The sequence below is a fragment of the uncultured Desulfovibrio sp. genome, assembly GCF_944324525.1.
In the GTDB taxonomy this organism is placed as follows: domain Bacteria; phylum Desulfobacterota; class Desulfovibrionia; order Desulfovibrionales; family Desulfovibrionaceae; genus Desulfovibrio.
In genome coordinates, this window is the sequence record NZ_CALUWS010000005.1 from 1 (window position 1) to 12,298 (window position 12,298).

The window sequence follows — 12,298 nt, forward strand, 5'->3', positions numbered from 1 at the left end:
GGAAGGGGAACCCCTCCGCCGGCGCTGGCGGGGTTCCCCTTCCCCCCAAGCCCCCCATCCCTTCCCCAGCGCGCTTTTACCGGGGGAAGGGGCAGGGCCACGAGGCGACCCCGCTTCCAAGGCAAGCGGACAGTGTGCGAGCGATACGTCTTATATATTGAGATTATTTGTAAAATTAGAGCGTTTTGGCTTTGGAAAAGGTAAAACGCGAGGCGGCAGCACAGCGCCGCCCGGCCAAAACCAAACGGAAAACGTTCAAGAGGACTGCCGCATGCCCGCCGCGCGCCGCCTGCCATTGGGTTCCCGCCTGCCGCGTCGCCTGCTCCGTTTGGGGGCATGGCTCGGTTTGCCGCTGTGTGTCCTGCTGCTCCTCTACGCCTTGCTGGGGCTGTTGCCGCCGCCCCCGCTGCTGGACGGGGTGCCCTTCGCCCGGCTGGTGACGGATGCGGACGGCGGCATCCTCCGCATGGGCCTGGCCAAGGATCAGACCTACCGTCTGCGGGTCAGGCTGGACGACATCGCCCCGGAGGCCGTGCAGGCGCTCATCCGCTACGAGGACAGGCATTTCTGGGCGCATCCCGGCGTCAATGTCCCCTCCCTGCTGCGGGCGGCCTGGGGCACCTATCTGGGTGGGGAGCGCCGCAGGGGCGGCTCCACCATCACCATGCAGGTGGCCCGTCTGCGGCTGGGCCTGACGACCTCGGACATCGGCGGCAAGCTGCGCCAGATCTGGACGGCCCTGCTGCTGGAGCGGCACTACAGCAAGCAGGAGATCCTTGAGGCGTATTTCAATCTTGCGCCCTATGGCGGCAATATCGAGGGGATAGAGGCCGCCGCGCGCATCTATTTCGACAAGCCGGCCAGCCGGCTGACGGTCATGGAAAGCCACGCGCTGGCCGTCATCCCGCAGAATCCCGTGCAGCGCCACCCCCTGCGCGGGAAGGACTTTGCCGCGGCGCGCGCCCGGCTGGAGCGTCTGCTGACGGAAGATGCGGACGGCGGCCCGCGAGAGGGACCGTTGCCGCCGCTGCGGGTGCGATCCCCTGCGCGACTGCCCTTCCTTGCCCCGCATGTCTGCGCGGAACTGCTGGCCGACAGCGATGCGCCCGCGCCGCGGGGCGTCATGGCCACCGGCATCGAGCCGGACCTCCAGCGCCTGCTGGAGGAGCGTCTGTCCGGCCTGACGGCCAGAGGGCGCGCCTACGGCATCCGCAATGCGGCGGCCATGCTCGTACGCACGTCGGACATGCGGGTCTGCGCGCTGGCGGGATCGGCGGGCTTCCATGACGCGGCCATCGACGGACAGGTGGACGGCAGTCGCGCCCGCCGCTCGCCCGGTTCCACCCTCAAGCCCTTCATCTATGCGCTGGCCCTGGAGCAGGGGCTCATCCATCCCATGACCTTGCTCATCGACAGCCCGCGTTCCTTCGGCGGCTACGATCCCGAGAATTTCGACCGGGGCTTCCGGGGGCCTCTTCCGGCCCATGCGGCCCTCAAGGCCAGCCGCAACCTGCCGGCCATCATCCTGGCGGAGCAGCTTGCCGAGCCCGGTCTCTACGGTTTCCTGAAAAAGGCGGGCGTCCAGCTGCCCCGGCCGCCGGAGCACTACGGCCTTGCGCTGGTGCTGGGCGGGGCGGAAGTCTCCATGCGCGAGCTGGCGGCCCTTTACGCCATGCTGGCCAATCAGGGCCTTTGGCAGCCGGTGCGCCTGCGCCGCGACCTGCCCGCCGCCGCGCCCGTCCGCCTGCTGTCGCCGGAGAGCGCCTATGTGACGTTGCGCATGCTGGAACGGGAGGACGCCGTGCTGCGGACGCCGGACGGGCCGGTGCCCCTGCGCTGCAAGACCGGCACTTCCAACGGCTTCCGGGACGCCTGGACGGCGGGCGTGGTGGGGGGCTACGTCCTTGTGGTGTGGGTGGGCAATTTCGACAACCGGCCCAATCCGTATCTTATCGGGGGAGAGGTGGCCCTGCCCTTGTTCGCGGAGGTGGCGCGCGGGCTGGCGGCGTTGCGTCCCCTGCATGACGTGACGGCGGAGCGGCGCGCCGGGCTCAATGTGGTGGAACTGCCCGTCTGCGCCGCCACCGGCGATGTGGACACATCCCGCTGCGCGGAGACGGAAGAGACGCTCTTCATCCCCGGCGTGTCCCCGGTGCGGGACAGCGGCATCCTGCGGCCGCTGCTCATCGACAAGGCCACGGGCCTGCGGGCCTGCGAGCCGCGCGAAGGGGAGACCGAGCTGCGTTACTGGGAATTCTGGCCCTCGGACGTGCGCAAGGTCTTTGCTCAGGCCGGGATACACAAGCCTTTGCCGCCGGACTGGCTGCCGCAGTGCCGCCCGGCAACGGAGGAGCGAACCGCGCCGCCCCCCGGGACGCCGCCACGCATCCTCCTGCCCAAGAAGGGCGTGACCTATTACCGGACGCTCTCCGGGACGTCGCGCAGCATCCCCCTCGTGGCGGCGGCGGAGCCCGACGTGCGGCGCATCCACTGGTTCGCCGGGCCTGTCTATCTGGGCAGCGCGGCCCCGGGAGAGCCTTTCCTCTGGGAGCCGGACAGCGCGGGCCGGCGGGAGATCCTTGCCGTGGACGATCAGGGCCGCAGCGCACGGCAGCTCTGCCGCATCGAGCTGGCGCCGTAAGGTCTGTCGCCATGCTCAATGGGGTAGGGAGCAGGGAGACGAGGAAGCATCCCACGAAAAAAGGGGGACCGTCCGGCAAAAGGGTTCCCCTTGCTCGCAAGACATGACGTTTCCTACCGACGGCGGCATCAGTCCTGACGTTTCTTCTGCCAGCTCTTTTCCGTCCCGGCGCGCAGGCGGGCGATGTTCTCCCGATGTTTCCAGACCACGATGGCCCAGATGCAGAGGCTCAGCGGGAGCCACGTCCACTGCCCGCAGAAGAGCAGCCCCAGCACGAGCGCGCTGACCAGCGTCAGCGAGCCCAGCGACACGAAGCCGCTGCGCCAGATGACCAGCACGCAGAGCAGGCAGGCCCCGAACAGGGGCCAGAAGGCCAGCGGCAGGAAGATGCCGATGCTCGTGGCCACGGCCTTGCCGCCGCGAAAGTGCATGAAGCAGGAAAAGACGTGCCCCAGCACGGCGGCCAGCGCCACGAGGCTCACCCAGAACGGGGAAAGCCCCCAGTGCAGGGCCAGCCAGACGGGCAGGGCCCCCTTGCCCAGATCGCAGGCCAGGGTGAGCACTCCCCAGCCGAAGCCGCAGAGGCGGGCCACATTGGTGGCCCCGGTATTGCCGCTGCCGCCCCGTCGGGGATCGATCCCGCAAAAGACGCGGGCGATGACCAGTCCCCACGGGACGGAGCCGGCCACATAGGCCAGCGCGAGACAAAAGATTTCCGTCATGAAGGCATCTCCTCGTAAGGCGCGGGCCGGCAGTCGGCCGTGCGCGCCTCCAGTAACATGATCTCATTGTACAGGGGATTGACCCGCCCGATGCGCACTTCCACCGCCGTACCCGGGCAGGCGCGTTCGTCGAACTGACGGCGCTTGCCCCGCAGGAAGATGCCCTGATCCGGCAGGCTGACATTGCCGAAGACGTCGTTTTCCTCGGTGATGATGCCGGGCCACCAGACCTTGTCGCCCTGCTGGCGGAAGAAGAGCAGTTTCCAGTAGCGGGGCCGGAAGCGCTGTATCTGCCCGGCAGCCTCCAGGGCCGCGTTGAGGCTGACCAGCAGCTCCGTCAGCGCGCCGGCCTCCCAGCGCGGGACCCCGCGCTGCAGGAAATGGGCGATCTGCGCCTCGTTCACGAGGTCGGGATAGCGCCGCAGGGGCGAGGTGACGGGCGCGTAGCGCGGCAGGCCGAGGGCCGCGTGCGGACGGGCCTGCACTTCCAGGCTGGACGGGGCCAGCGCGCGCATGATGCGGGTCATGTCCTCCGGGCGCGTCCAGACGCCGGCGTATTCGCGCGGCAGGGCCACGTCCTGCGTGCGGTGCAGCAGGGGCAGGCTCCGGGCGGCGGCCCAGTCGGCCACGGCGGCGGAGGCAAGGATCATCATTTCCGCCACGGCGGACTGGCTGTCCGGGCAGTTCTCGCCCGGCTCCAGATGCACGACGGTCTGCGCGCCTTCGCCCTCAAGCCGGATGACCGGCTCCGGGCGATCCATGACCACGGCCCCGCCCCGGATGCGGGCCGCCTGCCGGGCGCGCTCGAAGGCGTGCGCCCGTTCGAGGGCCTCGGCGAAGGGGGCGGCCGGATTGTCCGGCAGGGGCGCGCCCGTCCGCCGGGCGTCCAGCACGGCCTGCGTGTCCCGGTAGGTGAGGTTGGCCGCCAGCTTCACGCGGGCCATGAAGACCTCGCAGGGCGCGGCAACGCCTTCCGCATCCACGGCCACCCGGACGCAGAAGGCCGGGCGATCCTCGCCCGCCCGCAGGGAGAAGACGTCCGTCCCCAGCGTTTCGGGCAGCATGTGGCAGTCGCCTTCCGGCAGATAGATGCTGGTGCCGCGCCGCAGCACGGCCTTGTCCAGCGGGGAGCCGAAGGGCCAGCACAGCGCCGGGCAGGCCAGGGCCAGCGTCAGCAGGAAACCGCCGTCCGGCCTGTCCTCCAGGAAAAAGGCGTCGTCCACGTCGCGGGTACTGGCGCTGTCGATGCTGATGAAGGGGAGATCGCAGCGCTCCAGCGGCATTTCACGGCTCTGCGCCGCGCAGTCCTCCACCTCGTCCGTCCAGTGCGTCCACCACTGATCCCCGGGCTCGTAACCGGCGCGGTCGAACCAGAAATTGTAATGCGGCGGCACTTCGCCCCAGGCCATGAGCAGCTGCACCGGCAGATGGGGCACGTCGGGCAGGCCCTTGCTCAGCATGCGCCAGAGCGTATCGTGTTCCTGATTGTCCGGATTGGCCATGCAGTCGAACAGCAGCTTGCGCAGCCGCTGGGCCACCTCCGGCGCGGGCCATTCCGGCGAGCCGCCGTGCCCGTCGGCATCCGGGGCCGGGGGGAGCGTACGCTTCCTGCAGGCCACGTCCCAGAGCAGGCGGAAAAAGGTCGCGCCGCCCACGGTGAGGGCCTCGCGCTCTTCGCGCTCCTGCTGCTCGTGCAGCCGCCGCTCCACGGTCTCGGCATCGAAGATCTGGAAGACGGGCGGCTGGAAGCGGAAATGGCTCTTGCAGGCCAGCAGGGCCCGTCCGTGGGCTGCGATGCTGTCCACGTCGGGGTCGCTGCCGGAGAGTTCCGCGAACCACTGGGCAGGGGCTTCGGCCAGCTCGCCCTGGGCCATCTCCCAGAGCTCGGCCACCGGGACGGCGGCGGCCAGCGCCTCGCGGCGTTTGCGCACATCGTCCAGCAGGCGGACGGCTTCTTCCCGGCCGGGCAGGGGGCCCGGCAGCTGCGGCCCGGACCACGGCAGCAGGCGCGACGTCCCCAGCCGCGTTTCCCGGCGGTTGGGCAGGAGAAGGCGGACCTTCCCCCCGCCTTCTTCAATGACAAGGGCCAGATGGACGGCGTTGCCCTCCAGAAATTCCACAATGCAGCCCGTACCGGGATACTGCACACATGACGACATACGACCTCCCCTCGCTCCGCGCGCTCGCAGCGCGGCACATTTTTTCCGTCAATCCAACTGCTCATAATCGGGCATTTTTGCCAATCTGGCAAGTCCCGCGGGCGGCGAGGGGGTGGCGGACGGCTTTACGCCATGAAAGGAAGCGGCTATGGTGAATCCCTTATTATCTCAGCCGCCCCGACGGGGGCAGAGGAAGGCCATGAGCATCATTTACCAGACCAGCGGCAATCGCCCGCTTCCGTTGCAGGATGTGGAGCAACCCCAGCTTTACCGGGAGCTTTTCCCCTATACGAGCATTTGCCGTACCGCCTTTGACGACGTGCTGCTTGCGCCGCGACCGGCCGAGCAGATGCGTATCACCGATACGACCTTTCGCGACGGCCAGCAGGCCCGCCCGCCGTATACGGTCAAGCAGGTGGCCAAGATGTTCGACTTTCTGCACCGCCTCGGCGGCAAGAGCGGACTCATCACGGCCTCGGAGTTCTTTCTTTACTCGGCCAAGGACCGCAAGTGCATCGACGTCTGCCGGGCGCGCGGCTACCGCTTCCCGCGGGTGACGGCCTGGATCCGGGCCAACAAGGAAGACCTCAAGCTGGCCCGCGACATGGAATTCGACGAGACCGGCATGCTGACCAGCGTGTCGGACTACCACATCTTCCTGAAGCTCGGCAAGACCCGGCAGCAGGCGCTGGACATGTATGTGGGGCTCGCCGAACAGGCGCTGGAGTGGGGCATCATCCCGCGCTGCCATTTCGAGGACGTGACCCGCGCCGACATCTATGGTTTCTGTCTGCCCCTGGCCCAGCGCCTCATGGAGCTTTCGCATCAGAGCGGGATGCCGGTGAAGATCCGCCTTTGCGACACCATGGGCTACGGCGTGCCCTATCCCGGGGCCGGACTGCCGCGCTCGGTGCAGCGCATCGTGCGCGCCTTCACCGATGAGGCGGGCGTGCCGGGGCAGTGGCTGGAATGGCACGGGCACAACGACTTCCACAAGGTGCTCGTCAACGGCGTGACGGCCTGGCTCTACGGTTGCGGCGCGGTCAACAGCACGCTCTTCGGCTTCGGGGAGCGCACGGGCAATACGCCGCTGGAAGCTCTGCTGGTGGAATACATCTCCCTCACCGGAGACGATGCCGCCGCCGACACCACCATCCTCGCCGAGGTGGCCGAGTTCTTCGAGAAGGAGCTCAACTACCGCATCCCCTACAACTATCCCTTCGTGGGGCGCGACTTCAACGCCACCAGCGCGGGCGTGCATGCCGACGGTCTGGCCAAGAACGAAGAGATCTACAACATCTTCGACACCACGCGCCTGCTGGGCCGGCCCGTGCCCATCATCATCACCGACAAGACCGGACGCGCGGGCGTGGCCTACTGGCTCAACGTCAATCTGCGCCTGCCCCCGGAAAAGCAGGTCTCCAAGAAGCACCCCGCCGTGGGCCGCATCTACGACGCCATCGTGGCCCTCTACGAGAACGGCCGTACCACCAACATGTCCCACGACGAGATGGAAGCCCTCGCCCAGAAGTTCATGCCCGAGCTCTTCGTGACCGAATTCGACCACATGAAGCAGCTGGCGGGCGAGCTGGCGGCCCATCTCATCATCCGGCTTTCGCGGCAGCAGGAGCTTCAGGACTTCGGCCAGCACGCCTGCGCCCGTCTGGATGCCTTCACGCGGGAATTCCCCTTCATCCAGTATCTCTATCTGACGGATACCGAGGGCAAGCTCAAGTGCTCCACCATCACCGACCCGGCTTACAAGGAGCGTTACGAGGCCCTGCCCATCGGTTATGATTTCTCGCAGCGCGAATGGTTCAAGATGCCCATGCAGACCGGCGACCTGCACATCATGGACGTGTACCAGTCCCAGTTTACGGGGAAGCTGGTCATCACCGTGTCCTGCGCCGTCACCAATGAGAGGGACGACATCGTGGGCGTGCTCGGCGCGGACATCCAGCTCGAGCAGCTCCTGCAGCGGGCCCAGGCCCTCAAGCAGGAAGTGCGCTCCGAAGACGAGGAATAAGCCCGCCGGGCCAACGATCGAGAACATGTGGAGAACGACGATATGAAAAAGACGGTTTACTGGATAGAAGGCGACGGCATCGGCAAGGAGATCTGGCAGGCGGCCCGGCCCGTCATCGACGCGGCGCTGGCCCGCGAATCCGACGATCGCATCGACTGGGTGGAACTGCTGGCCGGGGAAAAGGCCGAGGCCGAAACGGGCAGCCCCCTGCCCGAAGCCACGCTGGAGACCCTGCGCGGGGCGAGTGTGGCCATCAAGGGGCCGCTGGGCACGCCCGTGGGCACGGGCCGCCGCAGCCTCAACGTCACCCTGCGGCAGACGCTGGATCTCTATGCCTGCATCCGGCCCATCCGCCACTTCACCGGGCTGGAGACGCCGGTCAAGCATCCTGAAAAGGTCAATATGACCATTTTCCGGGAAAATACGGAAGACGTGTACGCCGGTATCGAATACGCCGCCGAGACCCCGGAAGCGAAGAAGCTCATCGCCTTCCTGCGCGAGGAGTTCGGCGTGGGCAAGATCCGCGAGGACGCCGCGGTGGGCATCAAGCCCATGAGCGCTTTCGGTTCGGAGCGCCTCGTGCGGCGCGCCCTGCGCTATGCGCTGGATACCGGTCAGCCCTCCCTGACGCTGGTGCACAAGGGAAATATCATGAAGTTCACCGAAGGCGGCTTCCGTCAGTGGGGCTATGACGTGGCGGCGCGCGAATTCGGCGCGCAGACCTGCACGGAGAAGGAAGCCGTGCCCGGCCGGCTGGTGGTCAAAGACCGCATCGCCGACGCCATGTTCCAGGAGGCGATCCTCCATCCCGAACAGTATCACGTCATCGCCACGCCCAACCTCAACGGGGACTATCTCTCCGACGCGCTGGCCGCGCAGGTGGGCGGGCTGGGCCTTGCGCCGGGCGTGAACATGTCCGATTCCCTGGCCTTCTTCGAGGCCACGCACGGCACCGCGCCCACCATCGCCGGGCAGGACAAGGCCAATCCCGGCAGCGTCATCCTCTGTGGGGCGCTCATGCTGGAACACATGGGCTATGCGGCGGCGGCGGAGCGCATCCGTTCGGCCATGAGCAAGGCCATTGCCGGACGCGCCGTCACCGTGGATCTTGCCGATCAGGTCAGCGGCTCCCGCGTGGTGGGCTGCCGCGAGTTCGGGGAGATCATCGGCGCGGCGCTGTAGAATAATATAAGCCTGCGGGCGGGGCTTTCTTGTCTGCCGTTCCGGCTGCCAGAACGAGTCCGTCCGGCGGGAGCAATGTAATGCCGGGGGATGACCAGCTTGGGGCATCTCCCGGCATTAGAGCATGTTCCGTTACGCCCTTCGGTTCGCGGAAAAAACGCGGTTTTTCCGCTCACTTTGGGCCGGGCGGCGCTGTGCTGCCGCCTCGCGTTTCACCCTTTTCAAAGGTGAAACGCTCTAACCCGCCGCCAGCCGGGCAATATGGACTTTTGCCGCTGTTCGGGATATAAAAAAAGACTTTGCGACATCGGGTATTCTCCCTGTCATGTCTTTAACCTCCAGCGAGTTCGATGACCATGCCCAAGCAGGAATTTATCCGTAACTTCTGCATCATTGCCCATATCGACCACGGCAAATCCACCCTTGCCGACCGTATCCTTGAGCTGACCAAGGTGGTCAGTCAGCGGGAGGCGCGCCAGCAGTATCTGGACAAGATGGATCTGGAACGAGAGCGCGGCATCACCATCAAGGCGCAGACCGTACGCATCCCCTATGTGGCGGCGGACGGGCAGGAGTACGAGCTCAACCTCATCGATACCCCCGGCCATGTGGACTTCAACTACGAGGTCTCCCGCTCGCTGGCCGCCTGCGAGGGCGCGCTGCTGGTGGTGGACGCCACCCAGGGCGTGGAGGCGCAGACTCTGGCCAACGTCTATCTGGCGCTGGACCATGACCACGAGATCGTGCCGGTGCTCAACAAGATCGACCTGCCCAGCGCGGAGGTGGACCGGGTCAAGGCCGAGATCGAGGAAGCCATCGGGCTGGACTGCTCCGAGGCCCTGCCCGTCTCCGCCAAGACCGGCATGGGCGTGCCGGACGTGCTGGAGGCCATCGTGCACCGCCTGCCCGCGCCGCAGGGCAGGGAGGACGGGCCGCTCAAGGCGCTGATCTTCGACTCGTGGTACGACAGCTATCAGGGCGTGGTGGTGCTCTTCCGCATCGTGGACGGTACGGTGAAGCTGGGCGACCGCATCCGCCTCATGAGCACGGGCAAGGAATACGACGTGCTGCGGCTGGGCGTTTTCCAGCCGGAGTCCACCGACGTGCCGGAGCTGCACGCCGGGGAGGTGGGCTTCCTCTGCGGTTCCATCAAGGAGCTGGGGGACGCGCGCGTGGGCGACACCATCACCCTGGCCGCCAATCCGGCGGACGAACCCGTGCCGGGCTTCAAGGAAGTGAAGCCTATGGTCTTCTGCGGGCTGTATCCCTCTGATTCCGACGATTACGAAGGCCTCAAGGCCGCGCTGGAGAAGCTGCAGCTCAACGACGCGGCTTTCAGCTTCGAGCCGGAGACCTCGCAGGCGCTGGGCTTCGGCTTCCGCTGCGGCTTCCTCGGCCTGCTGCACATGGAGATCATCCAGGAACGGCTGGAACGCGAGTTCGAGGTGGATCTCATCGCCACCGCGCCCTCGGTCATCTACAAGGTGGAGACCAACGACGGCAAGACGCTGGAGATCGACAACCCCAGCCATCTGCCCGATCCCACCAAGATACGCACCCTCTACGAGCCGTATGTGAACATGGACATCCATGTGCCCAACGAATATGTGGGCAATGTCATGAAGCTCTGCGAGGAAAAGCGCGGTACGCAGAAGAACCTGCACTATCTGGCCGCCAACCGCGTGGTGGTGACCTACGAACTGCCCTTTGCGGAGATCGTCTACGACTTCTTCGACCGGCTCAAGTCCGCCACGCGCGGCTACGCCAGCATGGATTATCAGCCCATCGACTACCGGGCTTCCGACCTCGTCAAGCTGGACATCATGCTCAACGGCGAACCGGTGGACGCGCTGGCCGTCATCGTGCACCGGGACCGCGCCTATCCCTACGGGCGGGCGCTGGCCCTCAAGCTCAAGCGCACCATCCCGCGCCAGCTCTTCCAGGTGGCCATCCAGGCGGCCATCGGCCAGAAGATCATCGCCCGCGAGACGGTCTCCGCCTTCCGCAAGGACGTGACCGCCAAGTGTTACGGCGGCGACATCACTCGTAAGCGCAAGCTGCTGGAGAAGCAGAAGGAAGGCAAGAAGCGCATGAAGCGCATGGGCAATGTGGAGCTGCCGCAGGAGGCCTTCCTTGCCGCGCTCAAGGTGGGGGACGAATAAGCTCCCTGTTTTTTCCTTGCCCCTCACGGGGCATTTTTTTATCCGCCGCCGGACGTCCTTTGTTTCGAGCGGGGAGAGGCGGCGTCAGCGATTGTGACCAGCCGTGCGGCGGATGCGCTGGGTGTGAATGTGGTTGGCAAGTCCTTCCGCGCTGCGGGATGGGCCGGCGTGAAAGACTCGACATGACAGGAGGAATCTATGGGCGTCTATTACCTGATCGTCAATGTGGACAAGAAGGAGCTGCTTTCGCCGCATGACTTCGACTCCGGCGCGAAAATGGCGGAATGGTGCTATCAGGGGCAATCCGTGGTGCTGGCCCTGAAAAACCTGCTGGAAGGCCGCTGGAAGGGCGACCGGGTCTATGCCGTCTCGGACTATGCGCTGGCAAGTTATGACTCCCGCTACAGGGCGGCGTTGTCCGAAGCCCTGCGGGGGACAGGCGCCAAGAGCCTGTATGCCTACGCGAGCCAGCACTACACGGCCCTGGGGCCGAAGGATACGGACACGGAGGATCACAACATCCGCTATATCTATAATCATGCGCTCAAGGTGTTCATCGATCTGGAACACTGCCCGCGATATACGGACTGGATCGCGCCGCTGCCCCTGCTCATCGCCATAGGACATGACGCCCCGGCCGGCGGCAACTTTGACTTCCTGCCGGAAGAGTGCAGCGATTATGTGGGGACGTGGTGCGATACCGTCCGTTCCATCGAGGTGAGCAGAACGCCGCTCAAGAACGTCGATTACGCGGAATTCCGTCCCGGCTTCACGGAGGTCCCGCCCGGACGCCATTACTATGTCGTCAATGTGGACAAGCGCATGCTGTTCGGGGCCTATGATCTCCAGCTGCTGGACTGGGCCTGCTGCCGGTGCGAAATGGTGCACATCCTGCATAACCTCCTGGCCGGAGACTGGAAGGGCGACCGCGTGTACGTCGTCGCCAACGACGCGCTGAAAGGCTGGGAATTCCCCGGAAACGACGAACTTTGCGCCGAACTGGCCAAAAGCGAGGAAAAGGGGCTCTTTCTCTACGCCGAAAAACATTTCAAACGAGTCAGCGCGTCAGTGGATATGCAGGATCACGGCATACGCTACCTCTATAACCATGCCCTCAAGGAGTATGTCGATCTGAAGCATTGCCCCGTGCCGCAGGAGGACGAGACCTGCATCGCCCCGCTGCCGCTTTTGCTGACCATCGGCAATGTGGGAGATGCCGCGCTGGACCTCGCGCCCGAGGATGACGGCTTCGAGCACATGGGGAAGTGGTGCGCCAGCGTCCGCTCCATCGAGGTGAGGACGGATCCTTTGTCGGGTGTCGACTATACGGAATTCCGGCCGAACTTTCTGGAACGGAAGGAGCGTCCGTGGTCCGGCCCCATCATCGTAACGGAGTGAAGGCCGAC

The 12,298-nt window shown here is 65.9% G+C and carries 7 protein-coding genes; 5 read left to right on the plus strand and 2 right to left on the minus strand.

Features of this window, described 5'->3' with window-relative positions:
- Positions 1–271 precede the first annotated feature (271 nt).
- Positions 272–2,641, plus strand: a complete 2,370-nt coding sequence (gene pbpC / locus Q0K12_RS02345) for a penicillin-binding protein 1C (protein ID WP_297260044.1) — start codon at positions 272–274, stop codon at positions 2,639–2,641.
- A 128-nt stretch (positions 2,642–2,769) separates the two neighbouring features.
- Here pbpC and plsY read toward each other — a convergent pair whose 3' ends face one another.
- Positions 2,770–3,363, minus strand: coding sequence for a glycerol-3-phosphate 1-O-acyltransferase PlsY (plsY, locus tag Q0K12_RS02350; RefSeq protein WP_297260046.1), 594 nt, complete (start codon positions 3,361–3,363; stop codon positions 2,770–2,772).
- Entirely contained in the window at positions 3,360–5,522 is a 2,163-nt protein-coding gene (locus tag Q0K12_RS02355) for a ribonuclease catalytic domain-containing protein (protein ID WP_297260047.1), read from the minus strand. The genes plsY and Q0K12_RS02355 overlap by 4 nt, the downstream gene beginning before the upstream one ends.
- A 199-nt stretch (positions 5,523–5,721) precedes the next feature.
- On the opposite strand from Q0K12_RS02355, the gene Q0K12_RS02360 reads away from it, so the two are divergent.
- The 4 genes from Q0K12_RS02360 to Q0K12_RS02375 all read left to right on the plus strand — a co-directional run bounded on the left by Q0K12_RS02360 (position 5,722) and on the right by Q0K12_RS02375 (position 12,290).
- Positions 5,722–7,548, plus strand: coding sequence for a cache domain-containing protein (locus Q0K12_RS02360; protein WP_297260049.1), 1,827 nt, complete (start codon positions 5,722–5,724; stop codon positions 7,546–7,548).
- Between the two features lie 42 nt (positions 7,549–7,590).
- Positions 7,591–8,730 (plus strand): NADP-dependent isocitrate dehydrogenase, encoded by a 1,140-nt coding sequence (gene icd / locus Q0K12_RS02365; protein ID WP_297260051.1) that lies wholly within the window; start codon positions 7,591–7,593, stop codon positions 8,728–8,730.
- Between the two features lie 356 nt (positions 8,731–9,086).
- Positions 9,087–10,892, plus strand: a complete 1,806-nt coding sequence (gene lepA / locus Q0K12_RS02370) for a translation elongation factor 4 (protein ID WP_297260178.1) — start codon at positions 9,087–9,089, stop codon at positions 10,890–10,892.
- A 198-nt stretch (positions 10,893–11,090) separates the two neighbouring features.
- Entirely contained in the window at positions 11,091–12,290 is a 1,200-nt protein-coding gene (locus tag Q0K12_RS02375) for a hypothetical protein (protein WP_297260052.1), read from the plus strand.
- The last annotated feature ends 8 nt before the right edge of the window (positions 12,291–12,298 follow it).

Excerpts from the sequence above, each read along its gene's own strand:
- pbpC (WP_297260044.1), top strand. The coding sequence starts at position 272 with ATGCCCGCCGCGCGCCGCCTGCCATTGGGTTCCCGCCTGCCGCGTCGC.
- plsY (WP_297260046.1), bottom strand. The coding sequence starts at position 3,363 with ATGACGGAAATCTTTTGTCTCGCGCTGGCCTATGTGGCCGGCTCCGTC.
- Q0K12_RS02355 (WP_297260047.1), bottom strand. The coding sequence starts at position 5,522 with ATGTCGTCATGTGTGCAGTATCCCGGTACGGGCTGCATTGTGGAATTT.
- Q0K12_RS02360 (WP_297260049.1), top strand. The coding sequence starts at position 5,722 with ATGAGCATCATTTACCAGACCAGCGGCAATCGCCCGCTTCCGTTGCAG.
- icd (WP_297260051.1), top strand. The coding sequence starts at position 7,591 with ATGAAAAAGACGGTTTACTGGATAGAAGGCGACGGCATCGGCAAGGAG.
- lepA (WP_297260178.1), top strand. The coding sequence starts at position 9,087 with ATGCCCAAGCAGGAATTTATCCGTAACTTCTGCATCATTGCCCATATC.
- Q0K12_RS02375 (WP_297260052.1), top strand. The coding sequence starts at position 11,091 with ATGGGCGTCTATTACCTGATCGTCAATGTGGACAAGAAGGAGCTGCTT.